The sequence below is a fragment of the Nonomuraea sp. NPDC049709 genome (assembly GCF_040674815.1).
In the GTDB taxonomy this organism is placed as follows: Bacteria; Actinomycetota; Actinomycetes; order Streptosporangiales; family Streptosporangiaceae; genus Nonomuraea.
This window is the reverse complement of sequence record NZ_JBFANM010000084.1, coordinates 1-25099: the sequence shown is the minus strand read 5'-3', so window position 1 is coordinate 25099 and position 25099 is coordinate 1. Positions and strand designations below refer to the sequence as shown.

The following is a 25099-nucleotide window of genomic DNA, read 5'->3' as shown; positions in this document are numbered from 1 at the left end:
TCCGAGTTCAGGAGGCTGTTCCAGTGATACTGCTCGCTGCTGCCATGGGCATGGCGCACGGTGTCAGCGACCTCGTCCTGTGGGTGAAGGCATCGCGTGCGTGGGAGCAGGTTCAGCGGTCCACGCCGCGTTCGCAGCTTTATGACGAGAGAGCGGACACGTGACCCGCTAGATCAGTTATTGGGCATTTCTGTACGGTTTAGGGGTTTTGTGCTCTGGTCGTAAGGGTGGCCGATAGAACCGGCGCATGGCGCCCAGCACATGCGGCTGCGAAGCCCGATCGAGCCGATGCTGGCCACGACGGCGACCTCCGCCGCAGCTCCATCCCAGTGATCTTCAGGTGTTCCTCTCCACCACGTAGTACGTCTTGCGATGGAAACCGGTCACCGTGGCGCCCTCCTCCATGAGGCCGCCCAGCACGTCGCGCACGGCGTGCCGCCACGCCTTGGCGGCGCCGGCGTCCACCCCGCGCAGCCGCTCGATGTCTTCAGGGACCGCGACCAGCACAACGCGCCCGTCGGTACGGCCCTCGACCGGGCGGTCGCCGTCGTCGCCCAGCCCGACCACAGCGTCCTCCGGCACCCCCGGCAGGTACGGCACCCGCCGGACCGCCGCCTCGACCCGCGGATCGGTCAGCGGCCACACGGCCAGGATCCGGTCGGACTCGTCGCCCTGGTTGATGGCGTCGGCCATCACGCCGTAGAAGTTCGGCAGGTACTCCGCCGCCCGCGCGCCCAGCTTGGCCAGGTTGAAGTGCGCGTTGCGGCGGACCAGCGGGTCGTAGGTCCAGGTGATCCGGGAGATCCCGCGGTCCAGCGCCCACAGCCGCTGGTGCAGCTTCAGCTCGAATCCGATGCCCCGTCCCGCCGCCGCGCCCGTGGTGTTCGAGTGCAGGGCCGAGTCCTGCCCGAAGAAGCCCACCGACGCCCCGACCATCCGGTCGCCGTCGAAGGCGCCGGAGACGTAGTTGCCCGCGTGCGTCAGCGCCCGCATCAGCCCGGCGCTGATCGGCCGGCTGTCCGGCTCGAACCCCCAGATCCGCTCGAACAACTCGTCGACCTGCTCGAACTCCTCGTTCGCATGGAGCTCCCTGATCAGGGCCGAGATCGTCATGGTCGAAGAGTCGAACCCGGTGGCCGCCGGCACGTGCACGCGGTCGCCGTCGACGACGGCCCTGGCATGCCTGATCTGTTCCTCGAAGGTCGATCCGCTGAGGATCGCGCGTCGCTCCGTCACCCGACGAACGCTAGGAGGACCAGGGGTGATACGTCCAATACGCGCTGGTCGATGAGTTGATATCTGTAGGCGTATGGACCGTCCCGAGCGTCCCCTGCTCGGCATCGCGCAGCCGCCGCTGAGCCAGCAGATCCGCCGGCTGGAGGACAAGGTCGGGTGTGCGTTGTTCGATAGGAAACGGCCAGCGTAAACCGACAGTCCACACCGCTGGTCCAACCCCTGCAGAAGCTGAAGCACCGGGCCGGCGCGGATGCCGTGGCCGGGGGTTACGTCGGCTCGCCACGGCGGCCAAGCGGGCTGATCCTCGGCCGCCGCGACAGTGCAGGACGGCACCGGGTGGTCGGTCGCACCGCCCAGCTCACCGCGCAGGCCGCGCGGCTGAGCTCGCACCCCTGCTCAACCCGCACCAGACGGGCACCCGTGGCCGGCGACGCTGCCTTCCGGATGGGCCGGCAGTCCGTACGGCCAGCGCGGCGTTCGAGCGGATCTGACCCTGTGCATGTGCTCGAGGAGCCGGACGCCGTGGCGTAGGCGCGTCCGGCAGGACCCGTTCAGTCCGCGGGCATAAGGCCGGCGAAGGCGAGTTGTACGGCAGCGAGGCCGAGCTGCCCAAGATCCAGCGGGTCAGTCTCGTCCTGCCACCGGTCATAGATCGAGACTGCTCGACTCCGAGATCCAGGTGCAGCCCGGCACCGGTGGTCATCTGGCCGCCGGCTGCGGGAGGTGATCAGGGTAAGCCTCGGCTGTCACGAGTGACTGGCGGGCGGGGACGAGCGCGGGCAGGAGGAAGGCGGCGGCCAGGGCGGCTCTCAGGACATGGCGATCTTGATGGGCTCCGGCACGGTCCGGACCGCGTTGTACCAGATCCAGGCCACCGCGTTGCTGATCGAGCCATGGCCGCTGCAGGTGAAGTAGGCATAGCCCAGGGGTTCGGGGAACGAGATGAACGAGGAGCCGTCGCTGCACGTGACGTGGATCTCGTACTCGTACCTGGCGCTACAGATGGCGCTGCCCGAAACGTGTCCGGAGTCGGAGAAGTAGCCCGTGCACAGAGCCCGTGCGGAGGCGGGGGCCGAGATCGAGGCGACGGCCGAGGCGGACAGGGCCGCGACGATCAGCAAGCGGGCAAGGAACTGCGGAAGCGTTCGCACGGCAGGGGTCTCCCGTTCTGCTGGGGGTGTGGATGCTTCGGTGGCCACCGGCGAGTCCAGTCAACAATCGGCCGGTTCTTCCGCCAAGTGCGTGGATTTACGTATCCGCCGCGGAAGATCCACTTGTCGTACCCTGGAGCCGTGGCCCGGTTGCGCGCAAGTCAAGTCCAGCAATTGCTCCGTGCGATTCGGGAGACCGAGCGACTGGCCTCGGGAGACGTCCGCGAACAGCTCATGGCGATCGCCGCGGAGATCGTTCCCAGCGACATCATTGCCTTCCAGGCCATCGACCCGCAGACCCACCACACCGCACAGATCGCCTCGCCCAACGGGTGGGTGACCGCCGACTACGAGCAGATCTTCCGCGGCCACCTCCCCGAGCATCCGCTGCTGCGTCACTTCCTGCGTACCGGTGATGGCGACGCGGTGCGGATGAGCGACGTCGTCAGCCGGCGCGAGCTGCGCGGTCTCGGCATCTACCAGGACTTCTATCGGCCGCTCGGCATCCACCACCAGATGGCCTGCCTGCTCACCTCGGATCTCGGCGTGGTGAACACGCTGGTGCTCAGCCGGGGAACGATCGACTTCAGCCAGGCCGAGCGGCAACTTCTGCTCCTGGCCCGGCCGTATCTGGCCAACCTGCTGGCCGCCTCGGAGACGCGCTCCTGGTTCGACGCCGCCCTGGCCGCGCTGGATGCGATCGACGACACCTCGTACGGCGTGATCCTGCTCGGCCAGCTCGGCAAGATCGGGGTCATGAACCGCTCGGCCCGGCTGCTCCTGGACACGTACTTTCGCCGGTGCGGTGGGGAGGGCGGCACGCTGCCCGAGGAGCTGGCCTCGTGGCTCGGCGAACAACGCCGTGCGCCCAGCCTCGACCATCCGGTTCCGCCGCGCCCGTTCACGCTGTCGCGTGGCTCCCGCCACCTCACCGTGACCCTGTCCGAACACCACTCCAGCACCGCGCTGCTGCTGTCCGAAACGGACGCCGCGGCCCCGGCCGCCACCACGGAGAGCGGCCTCACCTCCCGGGAACGCGATGTGCTCTGGCTGGTCGCCCACGGCCACACGAGCGCGCAGGCCGCGCAGGTGTTGCGGATCAGCCCCCGCACCGTGGAGAAGCACCTGGAGCACATCTACGCCAAGCTCGGGGCGGCCAGTCGTACAGAGGCCGCGCTACGGGTGTTCGGCACCGCCGGCGGCCGGCCGCCGGCGGGCATGCATACGTGATTTCACGACCTTCCGCCGCCTTCCGGCTCCGGTGATGCTGTTCGGCGGGCGAGTCAAGCCCGAGCGGCGCTTCGGATGAAAGTGGGATTCTGCGTGAAAGTGTTCTTACGCTGCCTTCGACGCTGGCCGGCCGCGGTCGCGCTGGGGCTGATGATCGCGCTGGCCGGCACCGGCGTGGCGGCAGCCGACCCCCTACCCGACCTGCCCGCGATCGATGAGCCTCCCCCGGACGGCGGCCAGCAGGGCGGCGGCCACCAGGGCGGCTCGGACTTTCCCTGCCCTGGCGGCGGAATGGGGCGCGAGATGCGGGTGGGCGAGATCAAGGAGTTCATCGCCTGGCACGAGAGCCGCCAAGGGTTGTCCGGCGACCCCAAGGTCTACGTGGACACGGAGGGGCATCCGACGGTAGGCATCGGATTCAACCTGGACCGCCGCGACGCGCCTGAGAAGCTCGCCGGAGTCGGAGCCGACTACGACGACGTCCGCGCCGGCCGGACCACCCTGACGCAGATGCAGATCACCATGCTCTTCGAGGGTGATCTGGCGGCCGCCCTCGCCGCGGCCAGACGGGTTGTACCGCAGTTCGAGTCGCTGTCCATGGCCCGCCAGGCGGCGCTCGTCGACATGGTGTTCAACCTGGGGCCCACCGGCGTGGCCCAGTTCCAGCAGATGCTCGCGGCCATCGCGCGGGGCGGCTACGAGGACGCGGCCCAATCCATGATCAACTCGGCATGGGCCCGCCAGGTGGGCAAACGCGCGCTCGAGGACGCCACGATGATGAGCCAGGGCCTCACCTGCCGCCCGGAGCCGCTGCCCGTCCCACCGCCCCCGGTCTCCCCCGACATCCCGGGCCTGGACCCGGGGGCCAGCGGCGGCGGCGCCAACGGCGGCACCAGCTACCCGGGCGACGTCACCACGTACCAGCCCGACTGGGGGCCCGGCCCGTCCGAGCATTACACCTGTACGGCCGGCGTCGAGGTCTACTACAACGGGCACTGGGTCAGCAAGGTCGACGTGGAGTGCGCGTAGTCATCAGCCGCGTGGCGTGAACCGGGCCAGGTGGTAGGTGCCGAGTGTCTTCTCGGTGTCGGCGACCTGGCCCACCACGCCGGCGAAGAGAAACCGGCCACCCGGTCGTGAGCCGGGGTCACGCGAGACGAGTGCACCCTCAGGCCAGGAGCCCCAGGGTTTCGGGCGCTTCCCAGGCTCTCAGCTGCCGCTCGGGCTCGGTTTCTTCCTGCGCGCACTGGTTGATCAGGTCGGCAGGGGCTTGCCGGTCCTGCTCGGAGAGGTTTCGGGCAGGTGTGGCTGTGCAGCACCAGCAGCGGCGGCATGACGTACGTCATCCACCCGCCGGACCACCCGCTGCCTCCGACGACCTCAGGGCTGCTTGCGAACTGGTGAGCAGCGCCCTGGCGGACTTGCGGAACGCCGCCACCAGGCGGTTGCGGTCGCCGGCCCGGGTCGCCAGCACGACGTGACTCGGTTCGACGCCCTCCAGGGGGATCGAGATGAGGTCCGGGCGGAGGTTGACGAAGATCGGGCCGGCCGCGATGGCCACCGCCTCGCCGGCGGCGATCGGCTCGAACTTGTCCTCGATGCCGGCGATGAGCGGGCCGTCGGGGGCCGGGCGGCCGTCGGGCCTGGGATCGATGCGCCAGTACGCCTCCCAGGCCGGGTCCGGATCGGCCAGCCGGGGCAGCGGCTCGTCGGCGATGTCGTCCAGCGTCACGGACGTCCTGCCTGCCAGGCGGTGGTCGCGCGAGAGCAGCAGCATGCGCGGCTCGTCGTACAGGATCGTCACGTCGAGCCCGTCGGGCGCCAACGGCAACCGGGTCACCACCGCGTCCACACGGTAGTCGAGCAGGGCGGGGCGCGGCTCGTTCCAGGCCACGTGTGAGGTGCGTACGTCGGCGTCCGGGTGCAGGCGGCGCAGCTCGCGCACGGCCGGCGTGACGATGAGGCCCGCTGTGTACCCGATCGTGATCCGGCTGGGCCGAGCGGCTGCGCGGGTCTGCGCCGCCGCCTGGGCGGCCGAGCGCAGCAGCGTCTTGGCGCGGGGCAGGAAGACCTCGCCCGCCTCGGTGAGCCGGGTGCCCTGCGGGGTACGGTCGAGCAGGCGGGCGCCCAGTTGCCGCTCGAGGCCGCGGATCTGCCGGCTCAGCGACGGCTGGGTGATGTGCAGGGCCTCGGCGGCGCGGCCGAAGTGCCGGTGCTCGGCGACGGCGGTGAAGTAGCGCACGAGCCGCAGATCGAGGTCGGGCGAGTCGGGCATACAACGCAGCCTACTGCGGTGATGCCTGAAACGTATTGCCCGATGAGGAACAGGCTTTGGACGCCGTACGGCGCCGGCTCCGACGATGGAAGCACCGCTGAAGAAGGAGATCATCATGCGTGTTTTCGTCACCGGTGGCACGGGGTTCGTGGGTTCCGCCGTCGTTCGCGAGCTCATCGAGGCTGGGCATCAGGTTTCCGGTCTGGCCCGTACGGACGAGGCCGCCGCCGCGTTGAGAGCCGCGGGAGCCGAGCCCCGCCCCGGCTCGCTCGACGACCACGCCGGCCTGCGCGCCGGGGCCGCCGCCGCGGACGGTGTCATCCACCTGGCCTTCGTGCACGACTTCGCGAACTTCGAGGCCGCCAACCAGACCGACCGGCGGGCCATCGCGGCGCTCGGCGAGGGGCTGGCGGGGTCCGGCCGGCCCCTCGTGATCACCTCGGGCACCGGCCTGCTCCCGCCCGGCCGCGTCGGCACCGAGGACGACGAGCCGGGGACGCATTCGCCCCGGGGAGCCGCCGAACAGGTGGCGCTGTCGTTCGTGGAGCGCGGGGTGCGGGTCTCGGTGTTGCGGCTGCCGCTGGTGCATGGGGAGGGCGACCCGGGGTTCGTCGCGACCGCGATCGGCGTCGCCCGCGCGAAGGGCGTCTCCGCGTATGTGGGCGACGGCGACCAGCGCTGGCCGAGCGTGCACCGGCTGGACGCCGCCCGCCTGTACCGGCTGGCCCTGGAGGAGGCTCCCGCGGGCGCGCGGCTGCACGCCGTCGCCGAGGAGGGCGTGCCGGTACGCGACGTCGCCGGCGTCATCGGTCACCGGCTCGGCGTGCCGGTGACCGCGATCACCCCGCGGGCGGCGGGCGAGCACTTCGGCTGGCTGGCCTCCTTCGTCACGCCGGACATGCCGGCCTCCTCCGCCCTGACCCAGAAGCTGCTGGACTGGCGTCCCGGCCGGCCCGGGCTCATCGCCGACCTGGACGCGGGACACTACTTCGCGGGCTGAGCTCCCAGCTCCGCCGGTCCCTCCTCCATGGTCCTGCCCGGGCGGCTGGGAGCCGCGCTCCGCGGCGGCCTTGCGGCCTGGCGGGCCGCCTGTCTGGCCGTGACGCCTGTCAGCAAGGGCTCTCGTAGAAGTCCAGGTAGCCGCTGCGGACGCCCCACATATCGACCGCGCCATCGCAGTCCTCGTACTTCTCTCCGACCACGGTGGTGCGGGTGGAGTCGCTGTAGTAGATGGTGGCGCACGCGTAGCCGAACTTGCAGGCGCGGGCCTGGGCGGTTCCTGTGGTGACGGTGGTGATGGCGGCCAGGGCAAGGACGGTGGCCAGCAGGAGACGGCGGATCATGGGGTTCCTCCGAGGGTCGAAGCTCTGTCTCGATGGTCGGCTGCCACTCCCGATCGATCAAGAGGCGACCGCGGCCATTCACGAGATCATCGAGTCCGTGTCGTCCCCGTACCTGACCTCTGTGCTCAGTACGGCTGGCTGAGGGGATTCTCAGCGCCTCTCAGCGAGATCAAAGGTCCGGCGAAGCAGACTTCCAGGGTCTCTCCCCCAGCCCAAGGGGCCGCATGAACCGCCGTTCCGACAATCACGCGATCGCGTCGTCGATCGGATGGTGGCGGCGATGGCCGTCGTGGGCGGGTCACGCCGCAGGCGGAGCGGCAGCCTTGTACGGCTGCGTGCTGCTGGTGGCCGCGCTCATGGGATATCGCTCGTTCATCGGTGCCACGGACCTCGGCCTGCCCGACGCCACATGGCCGGGCGCCGCGGTGCTACTCGCCGGATCCGCGATCGCCACCGTCACCGTACGCCCGTGGGGCGGACGAGTACCGCCTCGGGCCTTGTCGGCAGGCGCGTGGGGCGTGGCGGTGCTGGCCCTGGCGGGTGGCTGCATGGTGCTGCTCAACCTGATCCGGGTCGCGGATCTTCAACCAGACTTCGCGGAGCACGATCGCGGCGGTGTCCAGGTCCCTGATGGTGCGCAGCCGTTCCTTGTTGGCCTGTCCCACGTGCTGGCGCCCAGCGCCCGCAGCTCGACGTGCCGGTCCAGGGCCTTGCTGATGCCGGCGCTGGACACGTCGGTGGGGCTCTTGCGGAGTTGGTCCAACCGGGAGACCCGTTGCCTTCGGCGACCACGACCAGGTTCTGCAGGAGCCGCTTCTGCGGCGGGCTGGGCAGCGCGGCGAGCATCTTGTACTGGCGGGCGGCGACCCGGCCGCGCACGTCGGACACCAACCGCTCCAACCTGCTCACACCGGGCAGCAGGATCCGCGCCTCTAACAGGCGGTGGGTGGCCGGGTCGAACAGGACGATGGGGCGTTCGTTGGTGCTCCACGCCCGCCGGTACACCCAGTACGCCAGGGCGAACCAATGTTCGTCCTCGGGGTCGTCCAGGAAACAGCTCAAGAACCGTGCGGTGCCGAGTTGGACGGCGTAGCCGAGCTGGTTGCGGGCGCCGTTGGCGGCCATCGCCCGCTGCCGCGCCGTCGTGGCGGATGAAGACACGCGCCCCGTACAGCGGGACGTGCTCGCCGGTGAGCCATCGGCCGCGAACGTTGTCCAGCAGGTTCCCGGGGACGGTCCTGGAGGGTGAGAAAGATCTTGATGGTCCACGGCGGTACACCGTCCAGCAGATCGTCAACGAGATCGCGTCAAGCGCAGCAGGCCGCACGGCGGGGTGACACAGTCGCGTGCCGGACCAGGTCGCAGGGCCTGTGCGGCGTCGGCGATCGACGGCGGCGGCAGACTGATCATGTACGGCTGGTTGAGCGGCCACCCCGCCGTGGCGGCGGTCCGCCGCCACGGCGAGTCGTCAGCGGCTGCAGTAGGCGCGGTTGAGGAGGTCGATGTAGGCCGTCGCCGCTGCGGCTTCCAGCGACTGGGGATCCTCGTTGATCATCAGGACGGTTTCGTGTCGGGTGTCCGGGCTGATCCAGGTGTAGATCAGGTATCCGGGGCTGTTGCCGCTGTGGCCCCAGGCGACACCGCACGGGGTCCATCGCTGTACGCCGAGCCCGGAGCGGCTGGGCAGGTCACTGTCGTCGACCTCGATGGTCGTCTTCATCTCGGCCATGAGGGCGGGTGAGAGCAACCGGCCGTCGAAGAGAGCACGGAAGAACGTCGCCGAGTCGTCCACGGTGGTGGTCAGACCGCCCGCGGCCCAGGCGAACGGATACAGGTAGGTGATGTCGAGGTCGGCCGGCGGTTCGCCCATGACGATGTAGCCGTGTGCGTGCCGGCCGGCGATGCCGGCCACAGTGGGCAGGCTGGTGTCGCGCAGGCCGAGCGGGTTGATGATGCGCCGGCGCAACTCGTGGTCGAAGCTGTTCCCGGTGACGGCTTCGACGACGTACGCGGCGAGGAAGTATCCGGTGTCGGAGTAGGAGTATCGAGCGCCCGGCGGGAACAGCGGCGCATGCTCGAAGGCGATGTCGAGCAGTTGCCGGGGCGTCCACACGTGGCCGAGGTCACCCGCGAAATAGGGTTCGAGCACCCGGGGGTCGTCGCCGAAGTCGAACAGGCCGCTGCTGTTGGCCAGCAGGTGGCGCACCGTGACGCCGGCGCCGTACCCGTGCGGTATCACGCCTGGTAGCAGTCCGTCCACCGCATCGTCGAGGCCCAGGCGGCCCTCCTGAACCAGTTGGAGGACGACCGCGGCGGTGAACGACTTCATCTGACTCGCGGCGCGGAAGCGGTCGCCGGCTCGCATTCGCCGGCCGGTGGCCATGTCGGCCAGGCCGCTGGTCATCCGGGTGGTACGCCCGTCGTGACGGTCGAGCAGGATCGCACCGGGCGCGCCGGCGGCCACGACCCGGTCGAGCGCGGCCTGTAGCTGCCGGTCGTTTCGGCCCGGTGGCGACGATCCGGACGCCCCCTCCGCCGGAAACGCCCCTGCTAGCACCAGTGAGACGGCGACCAGCAGCAGCACCGTCAGGCGGTGTCGGGCATTTCGTCGCGTGCGTACGGCGGACCGGCGGCCCGCGTCGAGACGGTTCATGGGGTTACTCCCTGTGCGGATGTGCGTGCGGTGCCGAGATGGTGCTGGATGAACCGGGCGACGAATTTGCGCTGGGCGGCCAACGCGCGGTGTCCGGCGCGCAGGTCATCGGCGGTGCCGGTGCTGAAATACCCTTCGAGCAGGGCACCTGTCGCGGGGTCGGCTCGCGTCGCCTGCGGGTTGAACACCACCCAGTCGGTGTAGCCGTAATGCAGGATCGCCAGCTCGCGAACCGGGTGCGGACCGCGCAGGTTTCCCAGGAACTGGGCGAGCAGCGCGTTGCCCTCCAACGGTTGCTGGGAGCTGAGCATGAGGCCGAACGGCTGGTCGAGCCCGGCCAGGAGCACCTCGCCGCGAGGGCTGCCGTCCAGGTCGACGCCGGCGACGATCTGCGGGTGGTGGAGCATCGTTTCAGCCGCCGCGGCGCCGCCGCGGGAGTGCCCGATCATCGCGATGGGGGTACGGTGGCCGGCCTCGGGCACCAGCCGCGACAAGGCGCCGAGCACAGTCGCGGCGTCGAGGACCCGCTCCTGGAAGGGGTGGGTTTCTGGGTCGGTACCGGAGATGAGCCTTCCGTCGGGTTCCTCCACCACGAGACTCTCATGCGGGTGGTCCATGGTGACGACCGCGTAACCGCGGCTGGCCAGGTCGATCACCTGCCCGGTCTGGAACGCCGCGAGCAGGCCGCCGCCGTGCTGGACGATGACGACACCGGCGATGTCGCGGCGCGGGCGGACATCCGGTGACGCGTGGGTGTCGATGTCCAGCAACCCGGCCGGCAGGCTGAGGCTCCGTTCCAGATACGCGCGGATGGCCGGCGACACGTACGGCGCTGATGGGCCGGGCCCGCTGTGTACGGCCGGGTACCAGATCCGCACCGGCAGACGTCGGGGCCTGCCGGTCTCCTCGTCCATCCGCGCCGGGTCCGTGACCGAATCCGATCGCACGCCGACGGGGTGTTGCCCGGTGGGCCGGGGCAGGCTCAACACCGGCACCGCCGCGCTCACGGATGTGCTGATCATGGCGGGAGCCGCGTACCCGGCTTGGGCCCCGAACATCACCACCGCGAGCAGCGCCGGCAGCGCCACCGAACGGATGGCGGCCTTGACGGCCTGGTTGGTGTGAGTCATGGCGTAGCCCTTCCTGGGCCGGCTCGTCTTGACCCGATCTTCGTCGGGCCTCCCTGGCGGGTTGCTCCTCACGTTGGCAGACCGGGGCGCAGGGGATAAGGCGGGCTTCTAGCCGGTTCGGGGCCGGTTTTCTGGTATCTCACCGCCAGGCACGCTGCGGACCGGCGTACCTGCGCGCGTCGGCCCGGCCGGCAGGCCAGACCGGGGGCAGGTAGCGGCGCAGCATGGGAACACGCCGGAAACCAGCCTGGAAGCGGGGTTTCGCGCGAGACGGCTCGCTGTTACTGGGGCGCCCACGCGGGAGAGCCCGATCCCGATCCGCCCGTAGATCTCCCCGAACTCCCCGTGCACCGGCGGCGCCTCGGGATCGTGTGCTCGCCCCGGCCAGAATCCCGTGAACATCCCGGTACGGCGTCGCGCCGAACAGCAGCGCGAACGGCTCACGGCACGACGGCGGGGTCGTCGTCCAGGGCCTCGGTACTGGGTGATCCGGCGGGCGGGTGACGCGGCCCACCAGAAAACCGGCCCCCGCATCAAGGGGTTTCCCGCCTTATCGTGTGCGATACCGGGTGCGACGGTGGATTTGTCGCTCACTTGGAGGAGCCATGACAAATCAAACCGAGCCTGTCGCCACCGCTGTCGCCACCGGCCAGACACTGCCATTAGCGAGGGCGGCCGGTCCGCTCACACTGGCCGCGGGCCTAGCGCTGGCCCTCACCCAACTCGTCCAGATCGCCACCTTGGACGTCGGCGACTGGGCGGCCACCCTCGCCGACCCGCTCTACGTCGGCAACGCCATCGCCCAGTTCATCGCGATGGCCCTGCTCGTCGTCGCCGCCGTGGCGATCTACCAGCGGCAGGCGGCGCGGGCGGGCTGGTTCGGCGTGACCGCGCTGATCACCGTCCTGCTGGGCACGGTCCATCTGGCGGGCGACTACTGGTTCGAGGGATTCGCCAGCCCATGGATCGCCCAGACCGCGCCGCAGATCTTCGGGCACGGAACTTCGGGCGTGCTGCTCGCCGGCGGACGCTCGGCATACGTGCTCTTCGCGGTCGGATGGGTGCTCTTCGGCGCCAGCTGCCTGCGCGCCGGTGCCCTGCCCAAGGCCATCGCCATCACCGTCATCGCCGCAGGGGCCGTCGCCGTCCTGATGGGACAGCCTCCCTTGGGTGTGCCCTTGGGGCTGGCCCTCACCTGGGCCGGCCTGTGGACGATGCGGTCATGATGCCCAGGGCGGCCAGCGCGATCGGCGGCAAGCCCTGTCGTCCAGGCCGGGGGCTCATCCCCCAGCCGCCCGCAGCAGAAATCGAGCCGCCGACCACCCCCGCTCGGGCACGGGCCGGCGGCTCGACGCACAGTTCTTGACAGCACCCCGCCTTGCCCGGCACGGAGGGGCCGCCTGGCCATCTGGCACACCGGGAAGCCAGGCGGCCCTCCGTTCCGCGTAAGGCGATGACCACGGCGCGCGCACGTGCCGCCGTACCGCATGGGCGTCCTGATCGGCCGGCTCCGACGGCGGCGCGGGGCCGCGCCGCCTTGGCCTTGCAGGCGCTGGTGCAGGAGGGCGGTTGGCTAGCTGACGGTCAGAGGGCGTGACCGTGTCATGGCATGGCCCCTTCCGGGGCTGGTCTCGGGTCACGACCGCCCTGAGCCGGAGATGTTCAGGTCTTGCCGCTCCCGGGTGGACGATCGTCCGCTACTGCCTGCTGCCCGGCGGGCTGGGAGGGCGTCGGGTCACCGGGGGGAAGCGGTGGGTCGGGCTCCTCGCACTGGGCTTCTTGGAGGTCGAGCGGTGGCTCGTCGTCTGGGTCGTCTTGGATGACCCGGGTCTTCATTGCGGCTCCCTGGCGGTTTCTCGTTACTGTTCACGCTGGCAGGCCAGGGGCGTGGCGGGTAAGGCGGGCTGCTGGCCGGTTGGGGGGCGGTTTTCTGGTATCTCTTCGCCGCCAAGAGCCCTGGCAGGCGGTCGCCAGGGGGCGTAGCGTGTGCGCGACGCCTCCTTCATCCTGGCCGTCGCCCTGCACGACCGTTGGGAGAGGGGTGATGGATGCCAGTAACCCCCCAGCGGGCACGGGCACCGGGGCCTCTGCTGGCCGTTCTCGCCGTCGCGCTCATGGCTGGCTTGGCCGGTTCGATCGTTCTGGCGGTGGCCGTCGGCGCCAACCCGTTGAACGCGACACTCCTGTGTGGAATCTCCTTGTCGTACACCGTCAGCGGCCTGATCGCGTGGCGGCGCAGGCCGGCCAACCGGCTCGGCCCGCTCATGATCGTAACGGGCTTTTCCTCACTTACGTCGATGCTGTACCCGTCCGGCAACGCCGTGGCGCACACCATCGGGCAGGCGTTGGACCTGCTGCCGCTGGTGTTCATCGTGCACGTGTTCCTGGCGTTCCCGACAGGCCGGTTGGCCGGGCGGCTGGAGCGGGCGCTTATGGGCATCGCCTATGTGGCGGCGACCGGCGTCCAGCTCGCCGTGATGGTGCTGGGCGGCTTGGAGCCGCACGTACTGCGGCTCGTCGAGGCGCCGGTCCTGGCGCAGGGGATCTACCAGGTGGAGCTGGTCCTGATCGGTGGGGTCGCCTTGACGGGGGTCGCGCTGCTGGCCGGGCGGCGCCGCGCTGGGGAGCGGCCGCCGCGACGCCCGCTCGCGCTGATGATCGGTGCCTCCGCGCTGGCGCTGGTGATGATCGCGCTCCTCCTCCTGGTCGGGGTGTTCGCCGAACTCTTCTTCCCGACGATCCAGCAGATCAGCCTGGCAGTGCTCGGCCTGGCGCCGGTCGCTTTCCTGGCCGGGTTGCTCCAGGCGCGGCTGGCGCGGGTGTCTGTGGGCGATCTCGTGGTTGAGCTGCGGGCGGAACCCGCGGACCTGCGTGGGCCGCTGGCCAGGGCGTTGCGTGATCCGTCGTTGTCGCTGGTGTACTGGCTGCCGAAGTTCGGCAGCTGGGCAGACCAGGACGGCAAGCCCGTGGAGCTGCCTGCCGACCGGACCGGGGTGACGCCGATCGAGCAGGACGGCAAGCAGGTGGCGGCCCTCGTCCACGACCCGGCGCTCACCCACGAGCCGGAACTGCTGGAGGCGGTCTCCGCCGCGGCCGCCCTCGCCCTGCACACCGGCCGACTGCAGGCCGAGCTGCGGGCCAACGTCGAGGAGCTGCGCGGATCGCGGGCCCGGGTCATCGAGGCCGGCCAGAAGGAGCGGCAGCGACTGGAACGCGACCTGCACGACGGCGCCCAGCAGCGGCTGGTAGCCCTGTCACTCAACCTGGGCATGCTGCAGACCAGGCTCGACGGCGACGCCGACGCCAGAGCCCTGCTGGCCCAGGCCCGCGACGAGGTCACGATCTCCCTGGCAGAGCTGCGCGACATCGCGCGCGGCCTGCATCCGGCCGTACTCACCGCCCACGGCCTCGCCGTGGCGCTGGAGTCGCTGGCCGCGCGGGCGCCGGTCCCGATCCGCCTGACCGTCGAGCTGGACGACCGGCTCGCCGAGGCGGTCGAGGTCGCGGCCTACTACGTGGTCTGCGAAAGCCTGGCCAACATCGGCAAGCACGCCCGGGCGAGCTCCGCCACCGTGGACGTCACCCGGGTAGGCGACCAGCTCGTGGTCGAGGTGGTGGACGACGGCGTAGGCGGCGCCGACACCGAGAGCGGCAGCGGCCTGCGCGGGCTGGCGGACCGCGTCGAGGCACAGGGCGGGCGGCTGCGGGTGTGGACCCCACACGGCGACGGCACCCGGGTGAGAGCGGAGATGCCATGCGGGTAGCGATCGCCGAAGACAGCGTGCTGCTGCGGGAAGGCCTCGCCCGGTTGCTCGCCGACGCCGACTTCGACGTAGTGGCCCGCTGCCACGACGCCGACGAGCTGCGCCACGCGATGCGCGTCCAGCTCCCTGACGTGGTCATCGTCGACATCAGGCTGCCGCCCACGCACACCGACGAAGGCATCCAGGCCGCCATGGAGATCCGCGCCGCCCACCCCGGCATCGGGGTGCTGGTGCTGTCGCAGTACGTCGAGCTCGGCCTGGCCATGAAGCTGCTCGCCGACTCCGCGGAGGGCGTCGGCTATCTGCTCAAGGACCGCATCAGCGACGTCCCTGACTTCCTCAACGCCGTACGGCGGGTCGCGGCGGGCGGCTCGGCCATCGACCCGACGATCGTCTCCACGCTCCTGTCCCGGCGGCGCAGCGACGACCCGCTCGCCCAGCTGACGCCACGCGAACGCGATGTGCTCGAACTGATGGCCGTCGGCACCTCCAACCAGGGCATCGCCGACCGGCTGGTGATCACGCTGCGCGCGGTGGAGAAGTACGTGTCCAGCATCTTCGGCAAGCTCGGTCTCCCGGCCACCGGCAGCGAGTCCCGCCGGGTGCTGGCAGTCCTGCTGTTCCTGCGCACCTGAGCGGGACACCAGAAAACCGGCCCCCTCAGCGGCCAGCCGCCCGGCTTACCCTTATCGCTTCCCGCTGCGAGCGTGATGGCACGGCGAACAAGCCGTTCCAGCGAGGAGCCGCCGACCATGACCATCACCGAGGCAACACCCACGTCCCGCCCGATCAACCGCCGCCCCTTGAGCGCAGGCCGCATGGCCGTCATCCTCATCGGCATTCTGCTCGCCATGTCCGGCCTGATCACGCTGGGCGGCGCCGGCGTCGCACTCGTGGTGGATCGGCAACAGGCCGACGACGGATTCTTCACCGCCGGACCCGGACGGTTCACCACCGACACCTACGCCATCGCCGCGCCGTCGCTGGACTTCCGCACCGTCCCGCCGGACGCCCTCTTCGGTCAGGAGGTGCTGGGCAAGATGCGCATCCAGCTCGACCCCCGCGACCACGCCAAGCCGCTGTTCGTCGGCATCGGCCCCGCCGACGAGGTGGCCGCCTATCTCAGCAAGGTGAACCACGACGACATCGGCGACCTCGACTTCGGGCCGTTCGGCGTGAGCTACACCGAACGCCAGGGCGGCGCGCCCGCCACAGCGCCCGGGGTGCAGAACTTCTGGGTCGCCTCCGACACCGGGACCGGAGCGCGAACGCTGACCTGGCAGATCGGCTCCGGTGACTGGGCCGCCGTCATCATGAACGCCGACGGCTCGGCGGGCGTGCGGGCCGATCTGAGCGTCGGCATGACCGTGCCCGTCGTCAGCGTCGCCGTCACCGTCACGTTCGTGGTCGGCGCCCTACTGCTGCTCATGGGCATCGGGACGGTCGCCCTGGCCGTCGTCCCCCGACGCCGACCGAGGCAGACGCCGCAGCCCGGTGGCGAAGGCTGATCGGGAACCGTGATGGCCATCCATGACCGCCACGTGGCCGTGGTCGGCGGCGGCATAGGCGGACTCGCCGCCGCCCTGCTGCTGGCCGCGTCCGGCGCCCGCATCACGCTGATCGAGCGGGTACCCGAACCCGGCGAGGCCGGAGCCGGGCTGCTCCTGCAGCCCAACGGCCTCGCCGTGCTCGACGCCCTGTCCCTCGCCGAGAGCCTGGAACGTCAAGGGCACCGGCTCACCGGCGCGGTCGTCCGCACCGCCACCGGCCGGCCCATCGTCAACGCGACCCTGCCGCACTTCGGTCCCGGCCAGGATCACGCCCTCGCCGTACGGCGCGGCACCCTGTACGCAAGCCTGTTGCACGCGGTCCGCGCCGACCCCGCGATCGACACGCGCTTCGGCTGCCAGGTCAGCACCGCCCGCACCGACGGCACGGTCGAATACCGCGACCGGGACGACCTCACGCGCACGATCGAAGCCGAGCTGGTGGTGGGCGCCGACGGCACCCAATCGATCGTCCGCGCGGGCGGCGACTTCGGCGCCGTCGCGCGTGACACCGGCACCACCTATGTACGCGGCATCGTGGACGGCGACGATCTGGGGCTGGAGGGCGAATACTGGACCCCGCTCGGCCTGTTCGGCGGCGCGCCGATCGGCGGCGGCACCTACTTCTACGCCGCCGCCCACGCTCCGGCCGTCGCCGAGGCCCTGGCCCGGCGCGACCTGGCCACCTTCCGGCGGCACTGGGCGGACGCGCTGCCGCCGAGCGCCGCCGTGCTCGACCGCGTGCCGGGTTTCGACGCCTTGCTGGTCAACGCGGTGACCAGGATCGACTGCGCCCGGTGGGCGGACGGCCGCCTCGTGCTGCTCGGCGACGCCGCCCACGCCATGGCCCCGACCCTGGGCCAGGGCGCCAACAGCGCGATCGTGGACGCCGCCGTGCTGTCGATCGAGCTGGCGGCCGGCGGCCCCGGGGCATTGCGCCGCTACGAGGATCGCCGGCGTCCCCGGGTGCGCAAGGTCCAGGACGCGGCCGACCGGCTCGCCCGGCTCAGCGCCATAACCAGCCCGGCCGGACGGGCCGTACGCGATCGCGGGCTGCACCTGCTCGACCGCCTGCGCCCGCTGACCGCCCATCAGGCCCGCATCGCCCAGCAGGAGGACCCCCGCCTGCTCAGGGACGCGCTGGTCCGACCGCTTGAAAGGACGTGACATGTCATCGATCGCCGAATGGCTCGACGCCCTCGGAACTTGGGCCTGGGACCGTCATCACAACATCCTCAGCTGGTACGTCCGGCCGCTGTTCCTGCTGCCGTTCTGCTACTTCGCCTACAAACGCAGCCTCACCGGGATCGTCCTCACCCTGGTCGCGCTGACGACCAGCATGGCCTGGTTTCCCGCGCCCCACCGGCCCGCCCCCGCGGTCGTGGACATGTTGCGGGCCGAGCGCGACTACCTGCTCGGGGAGTGGACGGCCGCGAAGGTCGCCATCGCCCTGCTCGTGCCGCTTGTGTTCGCCGCCCTGGCGCTGGCCCTGTGGCGGCGATCGATCGGATGGGCGCTGGTCGTCATCAACGGAGCCGTGCTGTTCAAGATCGCATGGACGTTCTTCTTCGGTGACACGCAGGGCGCGCTGGCCCACCTCACACCGGCCCTGGCCGGGCTCGCCGCCGTGAACGTCGCCATCGTGGTCGCGGGCCGCCGGCTCAACCGGCGCCGGTCCGCTCCGGCCCTGCCGGAAAGGACGGCCTGACATGACCACCGCATCCGGACTGCTCCGCGGCCGGTTTCCCTATGTGCGCTTCGGCGCGGGACCGCACACCCTGGTCCTGCTGACCGGCCTCGCCCTGGACAACGAGGTGCCCGGTACGCTGACCGCGCAGGCCTACACCCACGGTTTCCGCCGGTTCGCCGGTACCCACACCGTTTACATCCTTCAGCGCGGCCACGGGCTTCCCGCCGGGGCCACCACCCGCGACATCGCCGGCGACTACGCCAGGCTCATCGGCGACGAGATCGGGCCCGCACGGATCATCGGGATGTCCACCGGCGGGATGGTGGCCCAGCACCTGGCGCTCGACCATCCCGGCCTGGTCGAACGTCTCGTGCTCGTCGTCACGGGGGCCCGGCTCGCACCGGCCGGCGAGGAGATCTGCCGCCGCTGGCTGGACCTGGCCGCCGCCGGCCGGTGGCGGCGGCTACGCGGAGACCTGGCCACCGCAGCGGTCGACGGTGCCGCCATGCGGCGCCTCGCTCGGCTGGCGGGATCGCTGACCGGAGGCGCGACGCCGCCGGCCACCCGCCAGGCCGACTTCCAGACCACCGTCGCCGCCGTGCTGGCCCACGACACCCGGACCCGGCTCCCCTCCTTGGAGATGCCGACGCTTCTCATCGGCGGCGCCGAGGATCCGTTCTTCCCTGCGGCGTACCTGCGGGAGACCGCCGCCGCCATCCCCGGCGCGACCCTGCACATCCACGATCACAGCGGCCACGGCCTGCCCAAACAGCGGTCCGGCCTCGTGCAGGATGAGACGCTCGCCTTCCTGGACCGGCGTGCTTGACCCGGTGGCCGACTTCACGGAACCGGGCCAGCTGGCGTCGCCGCGGATCTGGAGCGCCTGCGTGCTGCCCTCCATCCGGATCACGGACCTGCGCCGGACCGGCTTCCGCACGGTCGCCGCGCTGCCGAGCTGCTCGAACGCGGCCGCGGCGTGGAGAGCAGCTGATGCGGGCCGCCAGCGGCAAGCTGATCCGCTGGGAGGTGGCCGAGGCCAACGTGGCCGCGCAACGGATAGGACAGCCGGGCCCGAAATGGGCGATGGGCGAACCCCTCGAGCAGGAGACCTTGCCCGCATCGACGGCGGCACCATCGAAACGGTGCGCGGCCCGGCCCAGCTCAATGATTGGCTCGAGTCCCTCGCTTGGAATGCGGCGGGAAGGTGTGACGAGTTGATCTATGAGGAGGGGGCGTCTGATGGCGTTGACGGCGTTGACCCCTGAACAGCGGGCGTACGCCTTGGCGAAAGCCGCGGAGGCCAGGCGCGTGCGTGGCGAGCTTCTCGCCGAGTTGCGGTCGGGGACGACGAGTTTCGCTGAGGTCTTGGCCGAGCCAACGAGCAGGGGATCGTGAGGAAGACCAGGGTGTCTCGGCTGTTGCGTGCACTGCCGCCCGAGCTGTCAACGGATGTGACAGTAACCCCGGTTCACCGGACGATTCCTGCTCGAGGACCAGCGGCACCGCCCACCTGCTGCCCCGACTGCTCCGGCTGCCCGACGGCAGCTCACGCACTCGTGGCCCGCTGTTCCTGTCCGAACGGCGCCCCGTCCCCGCGCGTCGCCCGGCTGCCGGCGACATCTGCCCGCACACCGGCCGCGCCCACCTCGGCTACGGCGCCGTCGGCCGCTCCTTCCCCACGGCCGGCACGTACCGGCTGCGCGCCCTCTGCAAAGCCCCCGACGGCTCCACCGTCACCTCACCCGAACACACACCATCGAAGTCGGCGCGCCACGCGACGAGGAGGACCAGCAGGCCGGCGACCTGCTGATGGGATCCCAGCAGGGCACTCGGGCCACTGCCACCGACCGGCTGCGCGGCGCCCTCCTGCACACCATGCAGCTGGAATCCCTCGACCGGCTCCCCGTCAAGGTCATCATCTAGCTGACCCGCCGGCTCGACATGCACCCGGCCGACCTCGGTGGCGGCTCGCTCAGCCAGGGCAGCGAGCTGCGCGTGCGGTCAACGCGGCCGGCTGGTGGGGTGTGCCGGTTGGGTGGCTGCCAGGCTGGCCAGGAGCTTGAGCCGCTCTTCGGAGGTGCTGCCCGGTTCGGCGGTGTAGATGGTGAGGCCGTACACCGTCCGGTTGGACATGGGCAGCTCGAGAGACTGGTAGGTCAGCTCCAGGTCGCCAACCTGAGGATGCCACAGCCGCTTGCTGCCGTCGTGGCGGATACGCACGTCGTGGACGGCCCACCGGCTGCGGAACTCGGTGCTGAGCGTGGACAGCTCACCGACGAGGTCGCGCAGGGCCCGGTCATGGGGCTCGCGTCCGGCCTCGGCGCGCAGCAGCGCGGCGCTGACGACGGCGGCCTCGTCCCAGTCGACGAAGAACTGCTGCGAGCCCGGGTCGAGGAAGACATAGCGGCCGATGTTGGCGCGGCCGTGTTGCGTGGTGGTGGGGCTGTCGAAGACCGGCGCGAGCAGGGCCCGGGCCAGCGCATTGCAGGCGACGATGTCCTGGCGGCCGTTGCGTACGAACGCCGCCGACATCGTCATGGAGTCCAGCAGCCACTGGACCCGCGGCGGGACCTGGACGTCCTTGCGGCGCGAGGGCGCGCGGCGGGCGGGCCGGGCGGCGTGGGCCAGGTCGAACAGGTAGGTGCGTTCGTCCTGGTCCAGGCGCAGGGCCTGGGCCACCGCGTCGAGCACCTCTTCGGACACGCCGCTGATGTGGCCCTTCTCCAGCCGGGTGTACCACTCGGTGCTCACACCGGCCAGCACCGCGACCTCCTCGCGACGCAGCCCGGGAACCCGGCGCCGGCCGCTGGTGGGCAGCCCGACCTGCTCCGGGGTGAGCTTGGCGCGCCGGGTGGCGAGGAAGTCCCGGATCTGGGCGCGGTGGTCGGGCCGGTGGTCCATGCCCTCCACGGTAGCCGCAGGTGGCGGCGGTAAGGGGGTTGAGCTTGTCCCCCCTATATACGCGCTCTGCCTCGCGTGCGGCCAGGCGGGTTGCCTGGGATCAGCACGTTGGACGCAACCCTGCACCACTAGAGAAGCAACCCTCTGAAACGGAGAACTCCTGATGCGTGCAACCTTGATGTACGGCGCCGGCGACGTCCGCGTCGAGCAGGTCCCCGACTCGGTCATCAAGCTGCCCACCGACGTGCTGGTCCGCGTCACCGCGTCCTGCATCTGCGGCAGCGACCTGTGGTCGTACGGCTCGATGAAGCCGGAGGACGACCCCGCCCGGATGGGGCACGAGTTCATCGGCATCGTCGAGGACACCGGCCCGGAGGTGACCACCCTCACGCGGGGCGACCTGGTCGTGGCGCCGTTCGCCATCTCCGCTGAACGCCCCGTTTCCGCTGTTCCAGCCCCCACCACAGCTGACGAGCCCTCCTCGGCGCTCAATCGGCGCTCCTTCATCGCGGTCAGTACGGCGGTCGGTGGTGCTGTCGTCGCGGGCGGCCGGATCGCAGGGACGTCTCTCACCGCCCCGCAGGAGGCGGCCGCCACGGAGGCGCCACTCAGTGGTCGCGTCTCGCTGATCGTCAACGGTGAACGGCATGCGCGATGATCGGCAACCGGACTTCGCTGCTGGACCTTCCGCGTGAACAGCTTGGGCGGCGGCACAAAAAGAGGGCTGCGACGCCGGGGCCTGTGGGGCGCGCAGTCGACGGCCGCCGGGTCAACGCGAGCCTGACGCCGGCAGTTCGGCGAGAGGGCACCGAGATCACCACCGTCGAGGGGCTCACCCCGGACGAGGACGACGACCTGCACCCGTTGCCGCAGGCGTTCATCGAGCAGGACGCCTTCCAATGCGGCTGTTGCACCCCGGGCCAGATCATGTCCGGCATCGGCTGCATCCGGGAAGGCCGCACCGACTCGCCGGAGGAGATCCGGGAGTGGATGAGCGGCAACATCTGCCGCCGTGGCTGCTACACCAAGATCGCCAGCGCGGTCGAGCAGGCCGCCGCCGGAAAGTGAGGTCCGGATGCATCCCTTCTCCTACACCAAGGCCGCCGATGTCGATGGCGCGCTCGACGGCGGCCGGCGGGGCGGCCGCTACATCGCCGGCAGCACCCTGATCGACCTGATGCGCGAGAACGTCGAGCGTCCCGGCGAGCTGATCGATATCAGTGCCCATCCGCTGCACGACATCACCGGTACCGCCACGGCGGCGTCGGAGCACTCGAACTCGATGAACGCCTCGGTCAGCGCGTCGGCGGTCTTGCAATCGACGGCGTTGCCCGCCTCCGGCCTGCTGATCGCTCCGGTGGCGACCGGCCCCTGGCGCTCCTCCCCTACGATCATGCGACCCTCCTCGGGATACGGCTGGACTCCTCCTCGGGGAGCGTGCGGAGCGTACGTCCATGCCCGGACGGGGCCAGCGCCGGGCGCGGAGACCGGATCAGCGCAGTTGCGCGGTGATGGAGGGGTCGCGGATCGCGGTGTCGCTGGCCAGCATCATGGCCTTCGACAGGATGACGGCCAGCACCTGGTCGCCCTCGAACGGGAGGAACACCTGCGCCCCGCTCCCGATCTTGGGCACGATGCACAGGTAGGCGTCGACCGGCGACATCAGGACGTTCCCAGAACCCAGGTGGATCTTGTACGAGCGCAGGTCACCCCGTACATGGAGGAACCGGTCGTCGAGGAAGCACCGGTCGGCGATGGTGAGGCGAGGCAGGAGGCGGGACAGCACGTCGTGGCGGGTGCGGGCGGTGGCCGAGAGCGGGCCGAAGCCGTAGGAGGTCCAGTAGTCGCGGGACGCGCCGCCCGGCCCGCCGTCCTGCCAGGTGGGGTCGGTGCCGACGCTGGCCACGCCGACGAACAGGTCGGCGTCGCGCATGATCTCGCTGAACACCAGCGGCGGGATCTCCGTGAGCGGCAGCGGCGGGGAGTGGCGGGGGTCGATGAAGCCGTCGTGATGCGTCTCGGCACCGGGCGGGTAGAAGCGCAGCTCGCCGGTGACGACGTGGAGGTAGGCGCCGGAGGGCGTCCAGTCTCCGTTCCGGTGGTCGGGGCCGCACCAGAACTCGGCGCGCACGCCCCAGCCGGGCAGGTCGCGGGTGGCGGGCGGGAAGGATCCGTCGACCGCCATGTGCAGGTCGTGGCGCCAGCCGCGGGCGAGGGCCAGCGCGTGGAGCTGGTGCTGGCGCAGCACGTGGCCGGCGAAGCGGGCGGAGTGGCCGCCCGCCGCCCGCTCGGCCTCGGTGAGCAGGTATACCTCGCGGTGCGCCTGCTTGAACGGCTGGGTGATCTCGTGCCGCTCCAGGCGGTGCCGCCAGCCCAGCACCTCGTCGGGGTCGCGGCCGATCGGGTGCCAGAGCCGGACGTCCGCGACGGGGGCCGGGCGGACCTGCGCGCCGTCGAGGTCGCGTAACGCGCCGCCGGCCCACAGGCACGGGACGCCGCCTACCAGCCAGATCAGCCGTCTGGCCAAGGTGCCGAGCAGCGGATGGTCGAGGTGACGGGCCCGCCAGGTGGCGAACGTCCAGGACCGCTGGGCGAGGAACATGCGGTCGAGGCGATCGCACTGGGCGGTGAGCATCTTGTTGACGTCCTTGACGACGCCCTTGAGGGCGGCGAGCTCCTCGGCATGTCCGGAGCGGACGCTCGCGGGCGGCGACTTGACCGTTCTGCCCCTGCCGTTGCGCCAGCTCAGGGCCGCCTTGCCGGCGGTCACGGTCAGCTCGGCGGTGGCGTCTGCGACGGTCCGGACGAGCCGGCCGACCTCGGTCAGACCGTAGCCGGGCACGCCGAGCTCCGCCACCTCATCGCGGGAGACGCCCAGCGCCCTGGCCTTGGCATCGAGGACGCCGCCCAGGACCTTCATCGTGGGCTTGTGCGTCACGGTGACCGCCAGCCGGGCCAGGTGCCCCAGGGCGTCGTCGCCGTCGAGGCGGGCCAGGGCGTGGATCGCGGAGGTGGCGGTCGGGGGGTGGCGCGGCCCGAGGTGGGGGACCTTGCGCAGGGCGGACTCGGCGAGCGCGGCCAGCATCCGGCTGGTGCCGGGCTGTGCGGGCAGGCAGCCGAGCAGCCAGATGAGCCCGCGCAGCGCGACCGCGTTGTGCGGATCGGTGTGGTGCTCGTAGCCGTCCATGGGCAGTGACCGAGGGCCGCCGACCAGGGCCAGCCAGCCGGTGAGGCGGGCCCTGGCCTCCTCCGCGCCGGCCTGGTCCATCAGGGTGCGCGCGGTGCGCGCCCACCTGGCGGACGGCTTGGAGCCCGACGCGGTCAGCGTGTGTTCGAGCAGGGCGGTCCACGTCTCGTCGAGCTCCTCGGACAGGATCCGGTCGGCCCAGGGCTCGCCCGGGTTGAGCAGGGGTGACCGTAGCAGCTCGACGAGCGGCGCCAGCACCACCTCGCGCCTCCACCCCACCAGGGCCACCCGCCGGACGCCCGCGACCTGCTCCGGAGTGAGGGTGTGGCCGGCGTCGAGCCGGCAACGCAGGATGAACGAGAGCCTGCCGTGGCAGTACGTCCATTGGCGGGCCGCTTCGTCGAGGAACGCCCCGGCCGCCTCGGGGGTCCAGGCGTCGGTGACGTCGTCGGTGATGATCGCGGCCGTGCCGGCGACGCGTTCGCCATCAGGACGGGACAGCAGGCGTGTGGCCACCTCCACGCGGAAGGCGGCCGGAGCCCGCGTGACCGCGTCCCTGAGCCGTTCACCTGGGCCGCCGTCGAACCAGAAGCCCATACCCAGGTCCTCGCGGTGGAGGGCGGCGATCCCGTCGGCCAGTTCCCCGGCGCGCCCCGCCTCGATCAGCGGCATCAGCGCGTCCACCCGCTCCATGCCCGGCGTCACAGTGGTCATGGAGGGCCAGTGTAGGGAGACGGGCCGACGGTTTCGATCACAAGGCGACGGCGCCCTCCAGCAGGGCGTCGTGGCCGGCGCGCGTCTGGTGCCCGTACAGACGCAGAGTGGCGTGGTCATTGACGCGATGCCAGTCGGCCGCTCGGTCACATGCCGGCGATGAGCTTGTCCACCCGCTCGTCGACGCTGCGGAACGGGTCCTTGCACAGGACGGTGCGCTGGGCCTGGTCGTTCAGCTTGAGGTGCACCCAGTCGACGGTGAAGTCGCGCCGCTTCTC

At 71.0% G+C, this 25099-nt stretch carries 23 protein-coding genes; 13 read left to right on the top strand and 10 right to left on the bottom strand.

From position 1 onward, the window contains the following. Positions 1-336: 336 nt before the first annotated feature. Positions 337-1236, bottom strand: coding sequence for a GNAT family N-acetyltransferase (locus AB0J69_RS50710; protein ID WP_364133657.1), 900 nt, complete (start codon positions 1234-1236; stop codon positions 337-339). A 73-nt stretch (positions 1237-1309) separates the two neighbouring features. Here AB0J69_RS50710 and AB0J69_RS50705 point away from each other — a divergent pair, with 73 nt between their 5' ends. Continuing rightward, positions 1310-1426 (top strand): LysR family transcriptional regulator, encoded by a 117-nt coding sequence (locus tag AB0J69_RS50705; protein ID WP_364133654.1) that lies wholly within the window; start codon positions 1310-1312, stop codon positions 1424-1426. 619 nt (positions 1427-2045) lie between these two features. Here AB0J69_RS50705 and AB0J69_RS50700 read toward each other — a convergent pair. Further along, a complete protein-coding gene (locus AB0J69_RS50700; RefSeq protein WP_364133651.1) occupies positions 2046-2387 on the bottom strand; it encodes a hypothetical protein in 342 nt (113 codons plus the stop codon). A 174-nt stretch (positions 2388-2561) separates the two neighbouring features. Here AB0J69_RS50700 and AB0J69_RS50695 point away from each other — a divergent pair, with 174 nt between their 5' ends. Both AB0J69_RS50695 and AB0J69_RS50690 read left to right on the top strand, forming a co-directional pair. Further along, a complete protein-coding gene (locus AB0J69_RS50695) occupies positions 2562-3617 on the top strand; it encodes a helix-turn-helix transcriptional regulator (protein ID WP_364133650.1) in 1056 nt (351 codons plus the stop codon). Positions 3618-3710: 93 nt separating this feature from the next. Further along, positions 3711-4646 carry a glycoside hydrolase family protein gene (locus AB0J69_RS50690; RefSeq protein ID WP_364133649.1) on the top strand — a complete coding sequence of 312 codons (936 nt, stop codon included), beginning with the start codon at positions 3711-3713 and terminating at the stop codon, positions 4644-4646. Positions 4647-4959: 313 nt separating this feature from the next. On the opposite strand, the gene AB0J69_RS50685 is transcribed toward AB0J69_RS50690, so the two are convergent. After that, entirely contained in the window at positions 4960-5892 is a 933-nt protein-coding gene (locus tag AB0J69_RS50685; RefSeq protein WP_364133646.1) for a LysR substrate-binding domain-containing protein, read from the bottom strand. Between the two features lie 115 nt (positions 5893-6007). Here AB0J69_RS50685 and AB0J69_RS50680 point away from each other — a divergent pair, with 115 nt between their 5' ends. Further along, positions 6008-6892 carry an SDR family oxidoreductase gene (locus tag AB0J69_RS50680; protein WP_364133644.1) on the top strand — a complete coding sequence of 295 codons (885 nt, stop codon included), beginning with the start codon at positions 6008-6010 and terminating at the stop codon, positions 6890-6892. A 109-nt stretch (positions 6893-7001) separates the two neighbouring features. Here the strand turns inward: AB0J69_RS50680 and AB0J69_RS50675 are convergent, their stop codons facing one another. From AB0J69_RS50675 to AB0J69_RS50660, 4 genes are all read right to left on the bottom strand, one after another. Beyond that, positions 7002-7235: a DUF6289 family protein gene (locus tag AB0J69_RS50675; RefSeq protein WP_364133642.1), complete on the bottom strand. Its 234-nt coding sequence runs from the start codon at positions 7233-7235 to the stop codon at positions 7002-7004. 558 nt (positions 7236-7793) lie between these two features. Further along, the gene (locus AB0J69_RS50670; RefSeq protein ID WP_364133639.1) at positions 7794-8360 is read right to left on the bottom strand and encodes a DUF4158 domain-containing protein; all 567 of its coding nucleotides are present in this window, start codon (positions 8358-8360) and stop codon (positions 7794-7796) included. A 343-nt stretch (positions 8361-8703) separates the two neighbouring features. Further along, positions 8704-9888 carry a serine hydrolase domain-containing protein gene (locus AB0J69_RS50665; RefSeq protein WP_364133636.1) on the bottom strand — a complete coding sequence of 395 codons (1185 nt, stop codon included), beginning with the start codon at positions 9886-9888 and terminating at the stop codon, positions 8704-8706. Further along, positions 9885-10976, bottom strand: a complete 1092-nt coding sequence (locus tag AB0J69_RS50660) for an alpha/beta fold hydrolase (RefSeq protein ID WP_364133634.1) — start codon at positions 10974-10976, stop codon at positions 9885-9887. Before AB0J69_RS50660 ends, AB0J69_RS50665 begins: the two co-directional genes overlap by 4 nt. 647 nt (positions 10977-11623) lie before the next feature. Between AB0J69_RS50660 and AB0J69_RS50655 the strand changes: the two genes are divergently transcribed. The 7 genes from AB0J69_RS50655 (at position 11624) to AB0J69_RS50625 (ending at position 18845) form a co-directional block, all read left to right on the top strand. Further along, positions 11624-12244, top strand: a complete 621-nt coding sequence (locus AB0J69_RS50655; RefSeq protein ID WP_364133631.1) for a hypothetical protein — start codon at positions 11624-11626, stop codon at positions 12242-12244. 1071 nt (positions 12245-13315) lie between these two features. After that, a complete protein-coding gene (locus tag AB0J69_RS50650) occupies positions 13316-14782 on the top strand; it encodes a histidine kinase (protein ID WP_364133629.1) in 1467 nt (488 codons plus the stop codon). Further along, a complete protein-coding gene (locus AB0J69_RS50645) occupies positions 14773-15417 on the top strand; it encodes a response regulator transcription factor (protein ID WP_364133626.1) in 645 nt (214 codons plus the stop codon). Before AB0J69_RS50650 ends, AB0J69_RS50645 begins: the two co-directional genes overlap by 10 nt. A 117-nt stretch (positions 15418-15534) precedes the next feature. Beyond that, complete coding sequence (locus AB0J69_RS50640; RefSeq protein ID WP_364133623.1) at positions 15535-16290, top strand: hypothetical protein; 756 nt, start codon at positions 15535-15537, stop codon at positions 16288-16290. 12 nt (positions 16291-16302) lie between these two features. Next, positions 16303-17496: an NAD(P)/FAD-dependent oxidoreductase gene (locus tag AB0J69_RS50635; protein ID WP_364133621.1), complete on the top strand. Its 1194-nt coding sequence runs from the start codon at positions 16303-16305 to the stop codon at positions 17494-17496. 1 nt (position 17497) lies between these two features. Beyond that, on the top strand, positions 17498-18037 hold the full coding sequence (locus tag AB0J69_RS50630) for a hypothetical protein (RefSeq protein ID WP_364133618.1): 540 nt from the start codon (positions 17498-17500) through the stop codon (positions 18035-18037). A gap of 1 nt (position 18038) precedes the next feature. Further along, positions 18039-18845: an alpha/beta fold hydrolase gene (locus AB0J69_RS50625; RefSeq protein ID WP_364133616.1), complete on the top strand. Its 807-nt coding sequence runs from the start codon at positions 18039-18041 to the stop codon at positions 18843-18845. Positions 18846-20020: 1175 nt separating this feature from the next. Here the strand turns inward: AB0J69_RS50625 and AB0J69_RS50620 are convergent. Beyond that, entirely contained in the window at positions 20021-20920 is a 900-nt protein-coding gene (locus AB0J69_RS50620) for a helix-turn-helix transcriptional regulator (protein ID WP_364133613.1), read from the bottom strand. A gap of 163 nt (positions 20921-21083) precedes the next feature. Here AB0J69_RS50620 and AB0J69_RS50615 point away from each other — a divergent pair, with 163 nt between their 5' ends. Next, positions 21084-21578 (top strand): alcohol dehydrogenase catalytic domain-containing protein, encoded by a 495-nt coding sequence (locus tag AB0J69_RS50615; RefSeq protein ID WP_364133610.1) that lies wholly within the window; start codon positions 21084-21086, stop codon positions 21576-21578. Beyond that, positions 21575-21988 (top strand): 2Fe-2S iron-sulfur cluster-binding protein, encoded by a 414-nt coding sequence (locus AB0J69_RS50610; protein ID WP_364133607.1) that lies wholly within the window; start codon positions 21575-21577, stop codon positions 21986-21988. Before AB0J69_RS50615 ends, AB0J69_RS50610 begins: the two co-directional genes overlap by 4 nt. 78 nt (positions 21989-22066) lie before the next feature. Here AB0J69_RS50610 and AB0J69_RS50605 read toward each other — a convergent pair whose 3' ends face one another. Both AB0J69_RS50605 and AB0J69_RS50600 read right to left on the bottom strand, forming a co-directional pair. After that, positions 22067-22315 carry a hypothetical protein gene (locus tag AB0J69_RS50605; RefSeq protein WP_364133604.1) on the bottom strand — a complete coding sequence of 83 codons (249 nt, stop codon included), beginning with the start codon at positions 22313-22315 and terminating at the stop codon, positions 22067-22069. A gap of 97 nt (positions 22316-22412) precedes the next feature. Further along, complete coding sequence (locus tag AB0J69_RS50600) at positions 22413-24821, bottom strand: DUF4132 domain-containing protein (protein ID WP_364133601.1); 2409 nt, start codon at positions 24819-24821, stop codon at positions 22413-22415. Between the last annotated feature and the right edge of the window lie 278 nt (positions 24822-25099).